At 34.7% G+C, this 18,737-nt stretch carries 18 protein-coding genes; 9 read left to right on the top strand and 9 right to left on the bottom strand.

Annotation, left to right across the window (positions count from 1 at the left end):
- Window positions 1-51 precede the first annotated feature (51 nt).
- Together Q0951_RS04110 and Q0951_RS04105 are read right to left on the bottom strand one after the other, a co-directional pair.
- A complete protein-coding gene (locus Q0951_RS04110; protein WP_299334603.1) occupies window positions 52-2,007 on the bottom strand; it encodes an alpha/beta fold hydrolase in 1,956 nt (651 codons plus the stop codon).
- 20 nt (window positions 2,008-2,027) lie between these two features.
- Window positions 2,028-5,240 (bottom strand): hypothetical protein, encoded by a 3,213-nt coding sequence (locus Q0951_RS04105; RefSeq protein WP_299334601.1) that lies wholly within the window; start codon window positions 5,238-5,240, stop codon window positions 2,028-2,030.
- A gap of 188 nt (window positions 5,241-5,428) precedes the next feature.
- On the opposite strand from Q0951_RS04105, the gene Q0951_RS04100 reads away from it, so the two are divergent.
- The 9 genes from Q0951_RS04100 to Q0951_RS04060 all read left to right on the top strand — a co-directional run bounded on the left by Q0951_RS04100 (window position 5,429) and on the right by Q0951_RS04060 (window position 12,821).
- Window positions 5,429-5,926: a cytochrome c gene (locus Q0951_RS04100; protein ID WP_299334599.1), complete on the top strand. Its 498-nt coding sequence runs from the start codon at window positions 5,429-5,431 to the stop codon at window positions 5,924-5,926.
- Between the two features lie 9 nt (window positions 5,927-5,935).
- The gene (locus Q0951_RS04095) at window positions 5,936-6,520 is read left to right on the top strand and encodes a fasciclin domain-containing protein (RefSeq protein ID WP_299334596.1); all 585 of its coding nucleotides are present in this window, start codon (window positions 5,936-5,938) and stop codon (window positions 6,518-6,520) included.
- Between the two features lie 28 nt (window positions 6,521-6,548).
- Entirely contained in the window at window positions 6,549-8,504 is a 1,956-nt protein-coding gene (gene nosZ, locus Q0951_RS04090; protein WP_299334594.1) for a Sec-dependent nitrous-oxide reductase, read from the top strand.
- Window positions 8,505-8,593: 89 nt separating this feature from the next.
- The gene (locus Q0951_RS04085; protein ID WP_299334591.1) at window positions 8,594-9,211 is read left to right on the top strand and encodes a hypothetical protein; all 618 of its coding nucleotides are present in this window, start codon (window positions 8,594-8,596) and stop codon (window positions 9,209-9,211) included.
- Window positions 9,208-9,639, top strand: coding sequence for a nitrous oxide reductase accessory protein NosL (locus Q0951_RS04080; RefSeq protein ID WP_299334588.1), 432 nt, complete (start codon window positions 9,208-9,210; stop codon window positions 9,637-9,639). The genes Q0951_RS04085 and Q0951_RS04080 overlap by 4 nt, the downstream gene beginning before the upstream one ends.
- A gap of 1 nt (window position 9,640) precedes the next feature.
- Window positions 9,641-10,882, top strand: a complete 1,242-nt coding sequence (locus Q0951_RS04075; protein WP_299334585.1) for a nitrous oxide reductase family maturation protein NosD — start codon at window positions 9,641-9,643, stop codon at window positions 10,880-10,882.
- On the top strand, window positions 10,876-11,583 hold the full coding sequence (locus Q0951_RS04070) for an ABC transporter ATP-binding protein (protein ID WP_299334582.1): 708 nt from the start codon (window positions 10,876-10,878) through the stop codon (window positions 11,581-11,583). Before Q0951_RS04075 ends, Q0951_RS04070 begins: the two co-directional genes overlap by 7 nt.
- On the top strand, window positions 11,576-12,358 hold the full coding sequence (locus Q0951_RS04065) for an ABC transporter permease (protein ID WP_299334579.1): 783 nt from the start codon (window positions 11,576-11,578) through the stop codon (window positions 12,356-12,358). Before Q0951_RS04070 ends, Q0951_RS04065 begins: the two co-directional genes overlap by 8 nt.
- A 10-nt stretch (window positions 12,359-12,368) precedes the next feature.
- Window positions 12,369-12,821 carry a hypothetical protein gene (locus tag Q0951_RS04060; protein ID WP_299334577.1) on the top strand — a complete coding sequence of 151 codons (453 nt, stop codon included), beginning with the start codon at window positions 12,369-12,371 and terminating at the stop codon, window positions 12,819-12,821.
- Between the two features lie 25 nt (window positions 12,822-12,846).
- Here Q0951_RS04060 and deoD read toward each other — a convergent pair whose 3' ends face one another.
- The 7 genes from deoD to ccoG form a co-directional block, all read right to left on the bottom strand.
- Entirely contained in the window at window positions 12,847-13,545 is a 699-nt protein-coding gene (gene deoD, locus Q0951_RS04055; RefSeq protein WP_299334574.1) for a purine-nucleoside phosphorylase, read from the bottom strand.
- Window positions 13,546-13,576: 31 nt separating this feature from the next.
- Window positions 13,577-14,011, bottom strand: a complete 435-nt coding sequence (locus Q0951_RS04050) for an Rrf2 family transcriptional regulator (RefSeq protein WP_299334572.1) — start codon at window positions 14,009-14,011, stop codon at window positions 13,577-13,579.
- Window positions 14,012-14,130: 119 nt separating this feature from the next.
- Window positions 14,131-14,550, bottom strand: coding sequence for a CBS domain-containing protein (locus tag Q0951_RS04045; RefSeq protein WP_299334569.1), 420 nt, complete (start codon window positions 14,548-14,550; stop codon window positions 14,131-14,133).
- Window positions 14,551-14,614: 64 nt separating this feature from the next.
- Window positions 14,615-16,087, bottom strand: coding sequence for an aspartate aminotransferase family protein (locus Q0951_RS04040; RefSeq protein WP_299334566.1), 1,473 nt, complete (start codon window positions 16,085-16,087; stop codon window positions 14,615-14,617).
- 54 nt (window positions 16,088-16,141) lie between these two features.
- Entirely contained in the window at window positions 16,142-16,843 is a 702-nt protein-coding gene (locus tag Q0951_RS04035; protein ID WP_299334564.1) for a sulfite exporter TauE/SafE family protein, read from the bottom strand.
- A gap of 9 nt (window positions 16,844-16,852) precedes the next feature.
- Window positions 16,853-17,299 carry a FixH family protein gene (locus Q0951_RS04030; RefSeq protein WP_299334562.1) on the bottom strand — a complete coding sequence of 149 codons (447 nt, stop codon included), beginning with the start codon at window positions 17,297-17,299 and terminating at the stop codon, window positions 16,853-16,855.
- 13 nt (window positions 17,300-17,312) lie between these two features.
- Window positions 17,313-18,737 carry a cytochrome c oxidase accessory protein CcoG gene (gene ccoG, locus Q0951_RS04025; RefSeq protein WP_299334561.1) on the bottom strand — a complete coding sequence of 475 codons (1,425 nt, stop codon included), beginning with the start codon at window positions 18,735-18,737 and terminating at the stop codon, window positions 17,313-17,315.

Genomic DNA, 18,737 nt, shown 5'->3' with positions numbered 1-18,737 from the left:
AAAGCTTGAGTCTAATGCTCAAGCTTTTTTTATTTCAATTAGAAAGATTACTTATTGATCTTCATATTCTACTTCAATTTCTTTAGATTCTGTTTCCCCATCAATTGGCATGTTTTCTTTTTTGAGATGTTTATCTAAAAATTTAAGAATTCGGCTGTAAGCTTCAATCTGATTTTCCTTTTTTACAAATCCGTGTCCTTCATCTTCAAATAAGACATATTCTACAGGTACGTTATTTTTTCTAACACCTGCTACTATCTCATCAGATTCTACTTGTAATACTCTTGGGTCCTGAGCACCTTGAAGTACAATAAGTGGTTTAGTTACTTTATCTGTATGGAACAATGGTGAGATACGTTTTAAACGAACAGAATCTGCCGAAAATGGATCACCTAGTTCTAAGTAAAGTGATTCCCTGAATGATTCCCAATACGGAGGAATACTTTTCAATGTACGTATCCAATTGGTTACACCAAATAAATTGACACCAACATCAAACTCTTCAGGAGTGTAGGTAAGTGCTGCCATAGTCATGTAACCACCATAAGATCCACCTATAATACCTATTTTGTCTCCATCAATTTCAGCTTGAGTTGCTAACCAGTTTTTACCCTCTACACAATCTTGTAAATCTTTTTCTCCATGGTTAAGATCGTCCATTTGATAAAACGTTTTTCCGTAGCCACTACTTCCGCGATTATTAACAGCAAGAACAGCATAACCATGATTGACCATATACTGAATTAAAGAGCTAAACCCTTGACGTGTTTGTCCTCCAGGACCACCATGAACCCATACCATTGCAGGTACTTTGTTTTCGGCAGATGCTTGGTGAGGTAAATAATAAATAGCTGGAATCTCTACACCATCAAACGATTTAAATCGAATCACTTTTGCAGTTACAAGGTCATCAGCGTTGATCTCATCATTGAGAACATCGGTAAGCTTATGTTGTTCTTTAGTTTCCAAATTATAGGTGTACAAATCAGAAGGTGAGTTAGAACCACCTACATACATACGCATCCATTTTTCATCATCACTAAACCCAACACTGGTTATGCTTTTGCCTTTAAAATCGGGAAGGTCAATAGGTGTCATTGTTTTAGCATTTAGAACTTCTATGGCATTTTTCCCATCTTCGTTGACATATACTACCATATAGTTCCCTTCAGAAGTAAAACCGCTTCCCATGATATCCCAAGATTTTTCAACGACTTTCTTTTTCTCTTTTGTTGCCAAGTCGTAAGACATTAAGTATGAAAATTCATTTCCGTTATCTGTGGTATAATAAAATGTAGTATTGTCTTTAGAAAAATCCTGTGCCGAATTACCACTCTGTGAGTCATTCACTTTCGTCATGTCTTTTGTCTTTACATCATAAAGAAAAAGATCACTATCGTTAGTATTTAAATTCTTTGAAAGGGCAAAATAGCGTTCGTCACTGGTCATACCTCCAAAATCAAGTCCGTCATTATTCTGATAGATCATTTCCGAAGTATAGTCATCAATAGACATTTTATAGACATCAAAATAACGAGGGTCGCGTTTATTTGACCCGTAATACAATGATTTATCATCTTCAGACCAGCCATAGAAGTTAGATTTCGCACCTTTATCAGGTGTGATATCTTTAATCATTCCATCCAGTTCTCTTACAAACAGATGATCAATTTCATCGCCATTTCCATCAGCGCTTAAAAGCATTCTATTATCATTTGGAAAATAAGATTGTGCAACAATAGATGTGCTATCTGATTTTGTAATTGGAGTCATATCGCCACCTTCCGCAGGAATGGTATACACATTGTAAATACCAGAACGGTTACTAGACACTAATAAATTGCTGTTATCAGCCGAAAAGCTCCCACCTCCAACGGCTTCGTTATCCATGAACTGATCGATAGTGTATTGCTGAATCTCCCTTTCTGCATTGGCTTGTTCTTTAGTGTCTTTTTTACAGGACACCATCAGAACAGCGATACACAGTCCTAAAATTTTTGTTCTCATAATGATTTGTTTTAGTGTTGTTAATCTATTTTGAATGTCTTTATGTCTTTAAACGGACTTACTTGCAATTGTTCCATCTTACTTCTGTAAGGTGCCCAGATGTCATTAAAGAAGGTATTAGTTTCATTAAGTACAGCTTCCATTGCCTCTTTAGCATTTTTGATTAGTGTGGTTTCAGTTTCGGTAATTCCGTTTTGTCTGGAACTTACATAATTTCTGGCCAAACCTAAACGCTGCATTACTGTCACTTCAGGATTTCTAGTTATACCTTGACGTTTGTCATCTTTGCCTAAGAACTTGTCAACAATACTATCGATGCTCTTAATGATCTCTTTTGAAGCTTTGATATCATCTTTGTATTTGTCTTTATCGAGTTTGCTTAATAGTGATTGATAATCTTTTGCAATAGTCTTGCTTTCTATCAATTGCTTTACAGCATCTGCAGCCGTTTGCTGCATACCTTCCAATTTTTTATAGTGATCATAAACCTGATTAATATTCGCCTGAGATACATTAACTCTAGGGTCTGATTTTACAGTTATCATTTTTTCTGAAGTTTGGTCGCCAAAAGTCATTACAGCTTTATAAGTTCCTGGTTTAACAGACATACCTCCTGGCTCTCCACGTCTTGGTCTAATACGTTTTGAAGGACGATCCACACCTGCTTCATCCATAAACCAAGTCCATTTATACAATCCTGTAGAATCTGGAGCATTTCGTTTTAAACTTCTAATCAGACGATCACTATCATATAGTTTTAAATGAATAGAGTCCCATTTCACTTTAGTTTCTTTTGCTTCGGAAACCTCCTCCTTTTTATCAGTCTTTTTAGATGTTTTATCTCCTTTGGTTTTTTTCATAGTGTCAATACTTACAAAATAGGAAAGTCTTGCACCATAACCTCTGTTTTCGCCGTGATACATAGCATCAGCTCCAAAACGACTACCTGTAGGTTGTTGGTAAGCAGCTTGATATGCTGTAGGTGGTTCAAAAAGCTCTAGCTTTTGATTGATTATTTGTTTGTTTTTGGCTAGCGCACGTAACGGTCGAATATCATCTAATACCCATGCTGCACGACCAAACGTACCAATAATTAAGTCGTGTTCTCTAGGATGAATCACGAGATCTTTAACTGAAACTGTAGGGAAACCATTAGTCCATTTTGTCCATTTGTTTCCAGCATCAAAAGAGATATATAGTCCGTCATCTGTACCCAAAAACATAAGATTTTTTTCAATTGGATCTTCAACTATGGATAAGGTGTAGCTCTCAACGTCATTAGCATCAACTATGCGTTCCCAAGTTTTACCATAATTTGTAGTTCTGTAGGCATAAGGAGTATAATTAAATCTTCTGTAATCGTTAGCAATGAGTAAAGCTTCTCCTTTATTTTTATTAGACGCTTTGATCTGTGCTATCCAACTTCCAGTTGGTAGGCCTTTCAGATTTTTTGAGACGTCACTCCATGACTCACCACCATTAGTGGTGTAGTGTACTTTTCCGTCGTCAGTTCCAACCCACATCATGTTTCGTTCTAGAGGTGAAGGTTCGATGACTAAAATAGTGGTATGATTTTCTGCTCCTGTGGCATCCATGGTTAGACCACCACTTTCAGATTGTTTTTGTTTTTCAGGATCGTTGGTAGTCAAGTCTGGTGAAATCACTGTCCAGGTATCACCTTTGTCTGTTGACTTATGCACAAATTGACTTCCGAAGTAAATAGTACTGTTATTAAAAGGATCAATATTTATAGCAGCATTCCAGTTGAACCGCAATTTAACATCAGGATCTGGATGCGTAGGTCTTACACCATAATTGTTTCCAGTTTGCCAATCGTAGCGACTCACATAACCTTGTTGACTCATAGACCATCCGTATCTGGAATCGTCTTTATCTGGAACCACATCAAAACCATCACCAAAACTAATTTCTTGCCAGTAGCTATTTCGAATGCCTTGAGCTCTCCAAACATAAGCTGGTCCTCTCCATGAGCCATTATCCTGCATTCCACCATAAACGTTGTATGGAATTTCGTTATCTACATTGATATGGTAAAATTGTGCGACAGGCAGATTACCTATAAATCGCCACGATTGTCCACCATCTTTTGTGATGTTCATTCCACCATCATTTCCATCAATCATAAAACTTCCATCGTCAGGATGAATCCACCAGGCATGATGATCAGGATGTACACCATTACTTACACCATAGGCAGGCATTAATTGTGTAAAGTTCTTTCCTCCATCTTCGGAAACATTGACATAAGTAAATACCGAATACACACGATTTTCATTTTGAGGATCGACATATATTTCAGAATAATAAAAAGGTCTGTTACCAATATCACTCTTATTATTGATCATGGTCCAGTTAAATCCGCCATCTACACTTTTATATAATGCATTTTTCTTGGCTTCAACTAAAGCATAAATAACATTTGGTTTGTTGGGCGCAATGGCAACACCAATACGTCCGAGGTTCCCTTTAGGAAACCCATCTTTATCAGTGACCTTTTTCCAGGTTTTTCCACCATCGTGAGTGATGTGTAATCCTGAGCCCTCACCACCTGAATTGAAAAACCAGGGATCACGTTTATGTTCCCACATAGCAGCAATTAGTTTGTTTGGATTGGTTGGATCCATGACCAGGTCTGCAGCTCCAGTTTTATTATTGGCAAATAGAATTTTATTCCAGGTCTCACCACCATCAGTCGTTTTAAAGACACCACGTTCAGGATGTTCACCCCATGGAGATCCAATAGCAGCAACATAAACAACATCTGGATTGATTGGATCGATAATTACACGATGTATATGTCTTGTTTTTTCTAATCCCATAGATTTCCAGCTCTTGCCACCATCTAATGATTTAAAAATTCCATAGCCACCATTTAAACTATTTCTTGGATTGCCTTCTCCAGTTCCAGCCCATATAACACTTGGATTAGATTGTTGGATAGCCACAGCTCCAATTGAAGCTGTTACCTGATCATCAAAAATTGGTGTCCAAGTTATGCCTCCAGACTCACTTTTCCACAAACCACCAGAAGCAGTGCCAACATACATGATGTCAGGGTTTGAATGCACCACATCTATTGCAGTAACTCGTCCAGACATACCTCCAGGACCTATATTTCGCGGTGTCATGTTTTTTAATACATCAAGAGAAATGTCTTGAGAAAAAAGAGATAGTGATGCTAAGAAAAGCATCAGGAATAGTGATTTTTTCATTACAGTTTGGTTTAGTTGCATTAAAGATAAGCAAAAGATATTGCGAAGTAAAAAGTGAGCAATGCTTTAACAAAAATCATCTAAAGCCTTATTCAAAAATTAATTAAGATATTTTTATCCTAAATATGATATATATCATAATAATTGGTCTTTTTAGTCACTAATTTTGTTAACAAATCAATTTCATTATGAAGATAACACTAAAACTATTGACCGTATTATTTGTAACACTACTAATAAGTTGTGGAGGCAAAGAAGAACAAAAAAAAGAGCCGATTTCTTATGGAAAGAAAGAGGTTACAGTTAAGACAGAATCAGCAAAAGAAAAAGCTACTCCTGCATCAAAAAAGATAGATCTAACCAATAAGGGTGTTGGACCAATTTCATCCATTTCTTTAGGTGAAATTGATACAGCTATGGCTGCAGAGGGAGAAGAGATTTTTAAGAAGATGTGTACAGCATGTCACAGACCAAACAAAAAGTTTATTGGTCCGTCACCACAAGGACTTCTTGAACGACGTTCACCTGAGTGGATTATGAATATGATATTAGATCCAGAGGGCATGGTAAAAAATGATCCATTAGCAAAAGAATTGCTAATCGAGTTTAATGGCTCTCCAATGGCTAATCAAAATCTAACCGAAAAAGAAGCCAGAGCAGTATTAGAATATTTTAGAACATTATAAAACCACATTATGAAGATAACCAAAAAACTATTTTTATGTTTTGCATTAATCGCTTTACTAGCGTCGTGCAAAACAGAAACCAAAGATGCCTCATCGACTACAACAGTTACTGAAACTGAAAAATCAGCACAAGAAAAAACAGGTCAGGCTTTCATTAAAGATGAAGGTGGTACACCAAATGCACTGCAATTAGCAATACAATCTGAAGATCATACCACTTTGGTTGCAGCAGTTCAAGCAGCTGGTGTTGAAAATGCCTTAGTTAATGTTGGTCCTTTAACAGTATTTGCACCCAATGATGCGGCTTTTGCAAAAATTGATGAAACAACTTTAAATGATTTATTAAAGCCAGAAAATAAAGCAAAATTAGCTTTTATCTTAACCCATCATGTAGCACCTAGTAACTACCCAATTGAGACTCTTGAAAAAAACGCAGAGAAGAATAGAAAACTTTACATGGCATCTGGTAAATATCTGGAAGTTACTACCAAAGACGGTAATATTTATGTTGATGGGAACAGGATTATTGGAACTGTCAATGTAAGTAATGGCTGGGTGCATGTCTTAGAAGATGTCATGCTACCAAAAGATTAATTCTTAATAACTAATAAAATCAATTTATATGAATACAATAAGTAAATATATGTTTAGTATTATCGCTTTTGTTCTAATAACAAGTTGCGGTAATAATAACAATTCGGGCAATACTGGAGCAATGAACTCCAGCAAAGCTGAAAAAGTATATGTAGCACCTGGAGAACATGATGAATATTACGCATTTTTTTCAGGAGGATATAGTGGTAATATTACTGTTGCTGGTCTTCCTAGTGGACGAATGTTAAAAGAGATTCCTGTGTTTTCACAATTTCCTACCTCAGGTTATGGTTATTCTGAAGAAACCAAACCGATGTTAAATACTTCTTTCGGATTTGTACCATGGGGTGATGCTCATCACCCAGATATCTCACAGACTAATGGGGAACTTGATGGTCGATGGATTTTTATTAATGAAAACAATACACCAAGAATTGCTCGTGTAAGTCTTGAAACCTTTGAAACTGAGGAGATCATAGAGCTTCCTAATAGTGCAGGGAATCATGCTTCTTCTTTTGTTACTGAGAATACAGAATTTATAGTAGCGGGTACCCGTTTTGCAGTTCCTAATCCGCAACGTGATATGCCAATTAGTGAAATGAAAGGTCAGTTTAAAGGACCTTTATCTTTTGTAAGTATAGCTGACAATGGTCGTATGAATTTGGAATTCCAATTGAATATGCCCGGTTTTAATTACGATTTAGCCCATCCAGGACGAAATAAATCACATGGTTGGTTCTTCTTTACAAGTTATAACACTGAAGAAGCTAATACACTAATGGAAGTGAATGCATCTCAGAATGATAAGGATTATATCGCAGCAGTTAACTGGCAGAAAATTGCCGACTTCGTTAAAAATGGTGGCGGAACTAAAATGGCAGGAAAATATGCTCATAATGTTTATGATGAGAAAACGCATACAGCAACATCAACCATTAAAGATGGTGTGATCACTGTTGATCCAAGAGACGTTAAAGGTGCTGTATTTTATATTCCAATTCCTAAGTCACCTCATGGTTGTGATGTAGATCCATCTGGAGAATATATTGTTGGTAGTGGTAAATTATCTACCGACTTAAGTGTGTATTCGTTTGATAAAATATTAGCAGCGATTGAAAAAGAGGACTTTGTAGACGATTCTTATGGAATTCCTGTATTAAGTTATGAAAATACCATTGCTGGTGTTGTTGCTCAACCAGGTTTAGGCCCTTTACATACTGAGTTTGACGGACTAGGAAATGCCTATACCACATTCTTTATTTCTTCTGAAGTTGTAAAATGGAAATTAGGAACATGGGAAGTCGTTGATAGACAACCTACATTCTATTCGGTTGGTCACTTGATGATTCCTGGAGGTAATTCACGTAAACCATTTGGTAAATATATGGTCGCAATGAATAAGATCACAAAAGATCGCTATTTGCCAACAGGACCAGAGTTAGAGCACTCGGCTCAGCTATATGATATTTCAGGAGAAAAAATGGAATTACTTTCTGATTTTCCTACACATGGTGAACCACATTACGCAGCTGGAATACGAGCAGATATCATTAAAGATAAGAGTAAAAAGTATTATGAATTATCTGAAAATGAACACCCTTATGTTGCTAAGAGCGAAAGTGAAGCCAAAGTAACGCGTAATGGAAATGAAGTTCATATTAGTATGACTATGATTCGTAGTCATTTCTCACCTGATAATATTGAAGGTGTTAAAGTTGGAGATAAAGTCTACCTCCACATGACTAATTTGGAACAAGATTTTGATGTGCCTCATGGATTCTCAATCATTGGCGCTAACACATCTGAAATACTTGTGATGCCAGGTCAAACCAAAACAATTGTTTGGGAACCAAAGCGTGAAGGTGTATGGCCATTCTACTGTACAGATTTCTGTTCTGCATTACACCAGGAGATGCAGGGATATATTAGAGTATCTGCAGCTAATTCAAATACCCCTTTAAAATTCACATTAGATGATGAATAAAGAGTTAAATACGTTTTAGTGTTATAAAAGAATATTTAACTTATTATGGGCGAGTAAAAATTGCTCGCCCATTTTTAAACAACTTTTTTATGAAATCTGCAAGCATTATTATGATCATTGGATCAGCTATGCTCTTGGGATTATTTGTCTTCCCTTTATGGAGTATAGAATTAGAAGCACCGCAATATCCTAATGGTATTGGTATGAATATTCACTTAGATGGTTTACAGGGTAGAGAGAAGCATGACTTACAAAATATTGATGGTCTTAACCATTACATTGGAATGCGTAAATTACCAAAGGCAGATGAAATGTGGGAATTTAGTACCTTTCCTAAAGTCATTGGAGCAATGGCAGTTTTGGGTATAGTGATAGGTTTAATTAGTCTTTTTAAATCCATATCACCAAAATGGTTCTTGGCTTGGTTGGTTTTAATGGTTATTTTAGGAGTATTGGGTATGTATGACTTCAATAATTGGATGGTTGACTACGGAACTAATTTAGATCCTAAAGCCATTATGAAGATGACAGATGCAGATGGAAACCCGTTGAGTTATAAACCACCATTATTTGGTACTAGGCACATATTAAATTTTGTAGCACATTCGTATCCAAGTACAGGAGCTTATATGATGGGATTCGGAATGTTTTTGACCTTTATGGCTTATTGGCTAGGCATTAAAAAAACGAAAATTGTAAACACATGAAACGTATTTGTCTTTTATTAATTGTGAGTCTTGCATTGGCATGTAGTAAAATTCCCGAGCCTATTGTTTATGGAGCTGATATGTGTAATTTTTGTCAAATGACTATAGTAACCAAGACACATGCTGCACAAATGGTTACGGATAAAGGCAAACAATATAAATTTGACGCTATTGAATGTATGATTCATTTTCTACAAGACAAGCAAGACCTTTTGTCTAAGAGCCAACTCTTAATTACTGATTATAAAACTCCTGGGACAATGATTGACGCAAAAACCGCAGGCTATTTGGTGAGTTCAAAAATTACTAGTCCAATGGGAGCTAACCTTTCAGGATTTAATTCTATTGATACAGCTAAGCAAACCATCAACGATGACCAAGCCAACTACTATGACTGGGAACGTATTTTTATTAAACTAAATGAATAGAATGAAGATCTATTTCAGTATTATAATTTTTATAATTTCAACCTGGCTAGTAAGTGCTGGTACACTAACAATTTGTGAATCAGGTTGTGATTTTAAAAGTATCCAGAAGGCTATAGACCAGTCTAAAAGTGGTGATACTCTCTATATAAAATCTGGATTCTACAAAGAGTCAAACATTGTCATCTACAAAAAATCACTTCACATTATTGGAGAAGAAGGAGCAGTAATCGATACCCAATATAAGGGTTACGGATTTTCGGTTGAAGCTACAGATATTGTAATTAAAAATCTTAAAATAAAGAACATTAAAGTAAGCTATACTAAGGAGTATGCTGCTATATTATTATTTAAATCTTATGATTTTGTTATTGAGAATATTACTGTTGAAAATGCATTTTTCGGGTTCTTAATTCAAAAATCTAAAGACGGAAAAGTGCATAACAATACAATTTCGGGAGAAGGTTCAGCGGAAGCTGATTCTGGAAATGCCATTCATTTATGGCATTGTGAGAATGTGACTATTACCAATAATGATGTGAGACGAATGCGTGATGGTATTTATTTAGAATTTGGAAGTAACTCGTACATTTCCAATAATTATTCTACTGAAAACTTGCGTTATGGTTTACATTTTATGTTTTCTAATGATAATATATATGAAAATAACGTCTTTGAAGCCAATGGAGCAGGTGTAGCTGTTATGTTTTCAAAAAAAATAAAGATGTATAACAATGTGTTTAAAAAAAATTGGGGAACTGCATCTTACGGAATACTGCTAAAAGAAATTAATGATGCCGAGTTGAAGCACAACCGGTTTGAAAACAATACTATTGGTATCAATGCTGATGGCACCAATAGAATTACATATACAGAAAATACGTTTGAGAACAATGGTTATGCTATAAAAGTTCACGGCGCATGTTACGATAATATCTATTCGAGAAACAATTTTCTTTATAACTCATTTGATTTGTCATATGCTGGAAACCTAAATAGCAATGAGTTTGAGAATAATTATTGGAGTAATTACACAGGCTATGATCTTGATAAAGATGGCATTGGAGATGTACCCTACAGACCAGTAAAATTGTTTTCTTATCTGGTAAATCGAACACCAGAGAGTATCGTGCTTTTACGGAGTTTATTTATAGATATCATTGATTTTTCTGAAAAAGTATCTCCCGTTTTTACTCCTGAAAACCTGATAGATAATAAGCCTCTAATGACAAAAGCAACATGGTAGAAATTACTGATCTATACAAAAGTTTTGGAAAAAATAAGGTGCTAAATGGTATCAACCTAAACATCAATAAAGGTGGTATTTTTGCTGTATTAGGACCAAATGGTTCTGGCAAAACCACCATTATAAAATCTATTTTGGGTATGGTTATACCAGATTCAGGTTCTATAAAGGTTTTTGAAACCTCAGTTAAAAAAAACTCTGAATACAGGCACAAAATTGATTATTTGCCTCAAATAGCAAACTTTCCCAGTAACTTAAAAGTTAGTGAACTTATTAAAATGATCAAAGACCTGAGAGGGCAAACAAACGCAGATCAAGATCTCATCAAAACATTTAAGATTGAACCCTTTTTAAATAAAAAGCTAGGAACCCTTTCTGGAGGTACAAAGCAAAAAGTGAATATTGTATTAACATTTATGTTTGATAGCCCAATCATTATTCTAGATGAGCCTACAACAGGTTTAGATCCTATTTCTCTAATTAGATTAAAAGAATTAATTCATGCAGAAAGGGCTAAGGGTAAAACCATTTTGATCACCTCTCATATCATGAGTTTTGTTGAAGAAGTAGCCGACGAGATTGTGTTTATTTTAGAAGGAAAAATATACTTTAAAGGCAGTATTTCAGAATTAAAGAATAAAACCCAAGAACAAGATTTTGAACATGCTATTGCTAATATCCTAACCGAAAACCATGCTTAAAATATTAAAATATAGTTTTTTTGATCTTATGCGAAGTAGCTGGAGCTATGTCTATTTTGCATTTTATTTGTTATTGGGTATAGTATTGTTATTTCTTAATAATGACCTGTCAAAAGCTGTCATCACTTTAATGAACGTTATTATTGTGTTAGTACCTTTAATAGGAACCGTTTTTGGTGTGATGTATTATTACAATTCAAAAGAGTTTACCGAACTTTTATTAGCACAGCCATTAAAACGAAGCTCTATCTTTTTAGGGCAATATTTAGGCGTAGCTATTTCTTTATCTATGAGTTTAATACTAGGTTTAGGCTTGCCGTTTATTGCTTACGGTTTGTTTAAATCGTCTGCTATTTGGGATTTTTCATTATTATTAATAACAGGAGTGTTTCTTACTTTCATTTTTTGTGCGCTGGCATTCAATATTGCGTTGTCTAATGAGAATAAAATTAAGGGGTTTGGTTATGCTATTTTGATGTGGTTATTTTTGGCCATCATATATGACGGTTTGTTTTTGATGTCTCTTATTTTGTTTGAAGATTATCCACTTGATAAATTATCGCTGGTTGGTACCATGCTTAATCCTATAGATCTCTCAAGAACACTTATCTTGTTGAAATTAGATATTTCTGCGTTATTGGGATATACTGGAGCTGTTTTTAAACAATTCTTCGGAACCAGTTTTGGATTAATCATCTCTTTTTTAATGTTGAGTATTTGGGTTATATTACCTGTTTTGCGTATCGTGTTCAAATCGAGAAAAAAAGATTTTTAGTATGAACATTATGAAACGATATATTTTATTGCTTTTAGTTGGAGTTTTGATACTTGCTTGTAAGAATAGTGCTAACACCATAGACACGGGTAATCCCTCTGAAATAGAGCGTGTCTCAATTCTAGATACCTTTTCTATAACACAAAATCCCAATGGGAAATGGATTGCTAATGCGGAAACCCATCTAGGCTTCAGAAAAATGGATTCCATCATCACCAAATTTAGAGCAGAAAATAAAACTGATTATATTGAATTAGGAAATCAGCTCTCAGAGCAAACAGGTTTTATTATCAAGCATTGTAGTATGAAAGGGGAAGCTCATGACCAATTACATGTTATTTTAATTCCAATGCTTGATGAGATTTCAGTTTTAAAAGAGGAAAACAACAATGAAAAGGCCAAGTCTGCACTTTATAATTTGGAACAATTAAGTAGTGCTTATTTTAAGTACTTTTCAATTTGATTCATAACTTTAGTATAGGTTGATATCATAATGTAGATAAAGCTATCTCAATCATGGTATTAAATGTAGATTCACGCTCATCTGCTGAGGTGGCTTCTTTGGTAACCAGCGAGTCAGAAATGGTTAATACCGAAAGCGCTTTAACATTGTGTTTTGCAGCAATTGTATATAATCCTGCAGTTTCCATTTCAACACACAAGACGCCAAAGTCAGCCCATTTCTTATAGTCCTCAAATTCATCTTCATAAAATTCATCAGATGATAATACATTTCCAGCTTTGATAGGTATATTGTTGTCTTTGGCATACGCTGCAGCTTTCATGAACAACTCAAAATCAGCAGTTGGAGCATAATCAGCATTTATAAATCTTGAGTTATTAATTCCAGAAGTAGAAGAAGCAGCCATTGCAATGACAATATCTCTAATTTTCACATGTCGTTGATAAGATCCTGCTGAACCCACCCGAATCAAGTTTTTAACACCGTATTCATTGATGAGTTCATGACAATAAATCAATGTAGAGGGAATTCCCATTCCTGTGCCTTGTGCAGATACACGTTTACCTTTGTAAGTACCTGTGTAGCCTAACATTCCTCTTACATCATTATATAGCTTAGGGTTGTCAAAAAATGTTTCTGCTATCCATTTGGCTCTCATAGGATCACCTGGTAGTAATACAGTCTCTGCGATTTCTCCTTTTTTTGCTTCAATATGTATGCTCATAAGTTTGTATTAAGTGTTCTAAGTTATGGATTTATACTTTTAAAAATGCTGATCCACTTTTCAAATCTAAAGCTAATTCTTCTAAACTCGTATGTTCAAGCATGTCTTTTAGATCATTTCTCACATCCTTGAATTTATCATGTAGCGGACAAGGGTGTTCTTCGTTGCAAGCTTCTAAACCTAATGCACAGCCTTTAAAAGTCTTTTCTCCATCAATGGCTTGAACTATTTGTAGTAGTTTAATCTTTGAAATATCTTCTTTATTAATCTCAAAACCACCATAGGCACCCTTTACAGAATTGACAATATTATACTTAACTAATGCTTGTAAGATCTTAGCTGTAAACGCCTGTGGAGAATTTATTTCTTCGGAAATTTTCTTCGGACTTACACGTCTGGATTCAAAGGAGTTTTTGGCAATAAAAATAGATGCTCTAATGGCATATTCGCAGGCTTTGGAAAACATATTTTAATCGGGTAATATATTACAAATATTAAATGATATTTTAATTTATATCGTCTTAATCAAAACAAATCCTGAAAGATCAATTGCCTTCCAGGATTTGCCGTTTTAATGATGACACATTAAAACTGTTCAATCAAGAAATTTATTAAATCTGTAGTAGTCACAATACCAACCAATGAGTTGTTATCTACTACAGGTAATGCGTGAAATTCTCTTTTTGATAGTATTTCAGCAACTTCTTTTATTGTTGAGTCTGAATTGACACTTATGAGGTTTTTAGCCATCACTTGTTCAATCGTAAACATATTATAAACCACAGTGTCTACATCCTGCTCATGCTCATCTACGGCATCTGCAAAACTAATTCTTAATAAATCAGTATAGCTTAACATGCCTAAAATTTCATGTCCACTAACAACTGGAATATGACGTATTTTATGTTTCTTAAATAGTATTTCTGCTGTATCTAAATTATCAGAACGGTTTAACGTGATAACATCAGTGGTCATTATTTCTGAAATTGGAGTACTCTTATCCATGATCTTCTGTTTTAAATTCTTTACTAAAGTTACTATTAGATCAGTCGAAAAACTATGACAAATATCAGCAAAACTGGTTTTTTGATACTGAGTTACTCTTCACAATCTCATCAGCTATAGATTCACAAAGCGTTAAGGTCTCAAGAACATCTTTAAATGTAGTTCTTGGATTGATTAAACACATACGCAATACTACTTGGTTTTGTAACACAGTGGTGACGAGTAAAGCTTCTCTGGAAGCGACTATTTTTTTTGATATATCCTGATTAAGACTATCTAATCGTTTTTCATCAAATGCTTTGTTAATTGGGTTATATCTAAAATTGATAACAGCCAACGTTGCAGGAGAAATAACTTCCCATCGTGAACTTTTTCTCAGATGCGCTTCTACCTGCTCAGCAAGATCGATGGAGTAGGTGACTGCAGATTTAAAAGCATTCAAGCCAAAGGTTTTTATAGACATGTAAAACTTAAGTGCTCTAAAACGTCTAGTCAATTGAATGCCATGATCATAAAAGTTGATTTCTGATGTGTTTCCTTCAATATCTCTGAGGTATTCTGGTTTTTCACTAAATGTTTGTTTTAGCCATCGATGATCACGTACAAGAAGGCATCCCATTTCATAAGGTTGGAATAACCATTTATGAGGGTCAATAGTAAGAGAGTCGGCTTTTTCTATACCTTTTAGATATGTTTTTCCTGTTTTAGATAGTATGGCAGCTCCACCATATGCACCATCAACATGAAACCATAGGTTTTCAGCTTTGCAAATTTTTGAGATATCATTCAACGGATCAACACTTCCGGTATTAGTCGTGCCAGCAGATGCAATGATGCAAAAGGGGTGATATCCTTCCAATTTGTCTTTTGCTATGGCGTTTTTGAGTTTGTTAATTGCCATTTTGAATTCTAGATCTGTTGGGATGATTCTAACCTGTTCTTTCTTAAAACCAAGTACTCTTATTGCTTTTATATTTGAAGAATGTGTTTGGTCTGACATGTAAATGATTGCTTTTGAAAAATCATCACCACAATGTTGTCTTCTTGCTGTTACCAGAGCTGTAAGATTAGCCATAGAACCACCACTAGTAAAAATTCCACCGCCTTTTTTTGTTGGAAATTTGAATAGCTTCAACAACCAGTTCATGGTTACTATTTCAAGTTCTGCAGCTGCAGGAGAAGCAGCCCAGCCTCCTGAAAAAATATTAAAACCAGTTGCTAATGTATCTGCCATAACACTAACATAGTTACTAGGTCCAGGTACAAATGAATAGGCTTTTGGATGAGAAACAATAGTACTATTTGGTAATACTTTGTTGACAACAAAACTGAATACATCCTGAAAATTAGTTCCAGAATTTGGGACATCTATATTGAATAGTGTATCCATCTCTTCACGAGATCCTGAAGCTACAGGTTTTTTATTGTGCTTTGTGTCATAATGTTCTACAATGGCATCAATAACTTGATAACCATAGGCTTTCATGTCTTCTTTTGATAATTGTAGTTTATGATTATTAATTAAGTTGTTAGACATCATTTAAATGTAAAAGATGGATATGAATAGGTTAAAAAGTGTAATGATTAACATTTAATGGCAGTCTATAGTACTTGATGCCATCTCTACGACTGGAGTAGGAGATAAATAAGGAATTCCTAATCCCATACCTCTAATAATGAATAGTAGTCCGATAATGATTACAAATACAGGAATGGCTTTTTGAATGCGTTGCTTTACTGTAGCATTTAAAAATTTACCCAGATAAATTGCAGTGGTCATCAACGGTATGGTTCCTATACCAAATAAAAACATGTATAGACTGCTCTGCACAGCATTTTGTGTAGCTATAGAGGCTATAACCGCCATATAGACTAATCCGCATGGTAAAAATCCATTAAGAAAACCAATCGTTAAAAAGGTGTCTGCCGATTTCTTTTTTAAAGCTTGCCCTAAAGATGATTTAACTTTAGAAATCACTTTATAGATTGGTTTTGAAAAATTATACCTGTTGAATGTTTGAGTTGGAATAAGAACGATAACAATCATTAAAATTCCAATCACTATGGATAATTGCTGTTGTACACCAAAGAGGTACAACCCTTTACCAACTAATCCAAAGACTAAACCAATAAGACTGTAAGCGAGAAGTCTTCCGAAGTGATATGTTAAAATTTGGAAAACTTTTTTGGTTGAATTACTTCTGTCTACAGGAAGCATAAAGGCAATAGGACCGCACATTCCAATGCAATGAAAGCTTCCTAAAAGACCAAATATGAGTGCAGACCAAAGCATAGTTTAAGGTTAGTAAGAGATCTCCTCTTTGAAGAGATATGATTTTCCTTTATATTGCCAATCAACTTTTATGTTCCAACGACCATCTAACAAACGTTTGTCAGGTATGAGCAAATTGTGGTTAGACAAAGAAATTGCAGTTTCAAAGTCTAATTGTTTATTAGATGGTCTATATAGGAACACTTTTCCAGTGATTTCTTTTGTATTCATTTCCTCAGGGAACGAGATTTCTAAACCGTTTTCAGTTCGTTTCCAAGAGACATTTGATGCTAAATTTTTAGCATTACTCTCTTTGTCGATATCATTTTGATATTCTAATTCGGCTTTATAATAATCTTCAGTGACTAAATCGGTATCGTACTTTTTTACTGTATTCATATTGATAACGAAATACATAATGAAGGCAATGAAGCCTATAAAAGCTAATACAATTCCTGTTCCCCAGTTAAATTTCATAACAATCTATATTTTAATTATAGCTTGCTGGCCCTAAGAAATTAACAGTAGTGGTTTCGATGAGTTCATCATCATTGTAAACCTCAATCATTAATTTATTCTTATTGCCTTTAAGCTCACTTTTATTTATTTCTATAAACAAGGTGCCTTCAGCTAAACCTTGAGCTGGCACTATAAAATCATCTGTTGTAGAAACAAGTTTTATTTCACCTTTATATTTTCGTAATTTGAAACTCACATTGCTTATAGTGTCAGTTGTTTTATTTATCAATTTATAGGTAAACACGTTACTAATAATATTACCATCTTTACGCTCATACAACTGACCAGGTAATCTTAATACTCTGGCTTCTACATCATTTCTTAGTAAAAGCATCCCTGACAATACACCAATTAAAATTACTAATACAGCTGTATAACCTTTTAATCTTGGTGTGAATTCAAATTTCTTTTTCTTCTCAATATTATCTTCACTAGCATAACGAATCAATCCTTTAGGCAAGTTGATACTTTCCATAATGTGATCGCACTCATCAATACAAGCCGTACAATTAACACATTCTAATTGTGTACCGTTTCTAATATCAATTCCTGTCGGACACACATGAACACACTGTAAACAATCAATACAATCACCATGTCCAAGAGCTTCTCTATCCTCATTTTTTCTAAATTTTTTACGCCCGTTTTCACCTTCACCACGTTTATGATCATAAGCCACTACAATAGATTTGTTATCCAATAATACACCTTGTAGTCTTCCGTAAGGACAAGCTATAATACATACCTGCTCTCTAAACCATGCAAATACAAAATAGAAAACAGCGGTAAAAATAAGTAGCGGAAACAAAGTGCTAAGATGCTCTAAAGGACCATCAGTTATGTACTTTATGAGTTTATCACTTCCAATTAAATAAGCTAGAAATACATTAGCAATCAAAAATGAGATCACTAAAAATATAAACCATTTTAAAAGGCGCTTTCTAATTTTTTCTGCATCCCATTTCTGTCTTTGCAGTTTACGTTGTTTATTTCTATCACCATCAATCCAATATTCTATTCTACGGAAAACCATTTCCATAAATATGGTCTGCGGACAAATCCATCCACAAAAAATACGTCCGAAACCTACTGTAAATAGTGTGACAAAGATGACACCTATAATCATAGAAATGACAAATAGGTAAAAATCTTGTGGCCAAAACGGAAAACCGAAAATATTGAAACGACGTTCCAGTACATTGAACATTAAAAATTGATTCCCACCAACTTTAATGAAAGGTGCGGCAAATAAAAATGCCAATAGAATGTAGCTTACAATCTTTCGTTTCTCGTAATAGCGTCCACTAGGTTTCTTAGGAAATACCCAGGCACGTTTTCCTTCTTCAGTTATAGTTCCAATAGAATCTCTAAAGGTTTCGTTTTCGGGCGTTTCCAT

Origin of the sequence: uncultured Psychroserpens sp., assembly GCF_947501425.1 — a bacterium.
Taxonomy (GTDB): domain Bacteria; phylum Bacteroidota; class Bacteroidia; order Flavobacteriales; family Flavobacteriaceae; genus Psychroserpens.
The sequence above is the reverse complement of the archived record's forward strand: the minus strand, read 5'-3'. Positions and strand labels throughout refer to the sequence as shown.

What these genes read in the sequence shown, in the direction of transcription:
- Q0951_RS04045 (WP_299334569.1), bottom strand. Translation starts at nt 14,550, where the DNA reads ATGGATAAGAGTACTCCAATTTCAGAAATAATGACCACTGATGTTATC.
- Q0951_RS04075 (WP_299334585.1), top strand. Translation starts at nt 9,641, where the DNA reads ATGAAGATCTATTTCAGTATTATAATTTTTATAATTTCAACCTGGCTA.
- Q0951_RS04080 (WP_299334588.1), top strand. Translation starts at nt 9,208, where the DNA reads ATGAAACGTATTTGTCTTTTATTAATTGTGAGTCTTGCATTGGCATGT.
- Q0951_RS04040 (WP_299334566.1), bottom strand. Translation starts at nt 16,087, where the DNA reads ATGTCTAACAACTTAATTAATAATCATAAACTACAATTATCAAAAGAA.
- ccoG (WP_299334561.1), bottom strand. Translation starts at nt 18,737, where the DNA reads ATGGAAACGCCCGAAAACGAAACCTTTAGAGATTCTATTGGAACTATA.
- Q0951_RS04085 (WP_299334591.1), top strand. Translation starts at nt 8,594, where the DNA reads ATGAAATCTGCAAGCATTATTATGATCATTGGATCAGCTATGCTCTTG.
- deoD (WP_299334574.1), bottom strand. Translation starts at nt 13,545, where the DNA reads ATGAGCATACATATTGAAGCAAAAAAAGGAGAAATCGCAGAGACTGTA.
- Q0951_RS04065 (WP_299334579.1), top strand. Translation starts at nt 11,576, where the DNA reads ATGCTTAAAATATTAAAATATAGTTTTTTTGATCTTATGCGAAGTAGC.
- nosZ (WP_299334594.1), top strand. Translation starts at nt 6,549, where the DNA reads ATGAATACAATAAGTAAATATATGTTTAGTATTATCGCTTTTGTTCTA.
- Q0951_RS04110 (WP_299334603.1), bottom strand. Translation starts at nt 2,007, where the DNA reads ATGAGAACAAAAATTTTAGGACTGTGTATCGCTGTTCTGATGGTGTCC.
- Q0951_RS04070 (WP_299334582.1), top strand. Translation starts at nt 10,876, where the DNA reads ATGGTAGAAATTACTGATCTATACAAAAGTTTTGGAAAAAATAAGGTG.
- Q0951_RS04095 (WP_299334596.1), top strand. Translation starts at nt 5,936, where the DNA reads ATGAAGATAACCAAAAAACTATTTTTATGTTTTGCATTAATCGCTTTA.
- Q0951_RS04050 (WP_299334572.1), bottom strand. Translation starts at nt 14,011, where the DNA reads ATGTTTTCCAAAGCCTGCGAATATGCCATTAGAGCATCTATTTTTATT.
- Q0951_RS04100 (WP_299334599.1), top strand. Translation starts at nt 5,429, where the DNA reads ATGAAGATAACACTAAAACTATTGACCGTATTATTTGTAACACTACTA.
- Q0951_RS04060 (WP_299334577.1), top strand. Translation starts at nt 12,369, where the DNA reads ATGAAACGATATATTTTATTGCTTTTAGTTGGAGTTTTGATACTTGCT.
- Q0951_RS04030 (WP_299334562.1), bottom strand. Translation starts at nt 17,299, where the DNA reads ATGAAATTTAACTGGGGAACAGGAATTGTATTAGCTTTTATAGGCTTC.
- Q0951_RS04105 (WP_299334601.1), bottom strand. Translation starts at nt 5,240, where the DNA reads ATGAAAAAATCACTATTCCTGATGCTTTTCTTAGCATCACTATCTCTT.
- Q0951_RS04035 (WP_299334564.1), bottom strand. Translation starts at nt 16,843, where the DNA reads ATGCTTTGGTCTGCACTCATATTTGGTCTTTTAGGAAGCTTTCATTGC.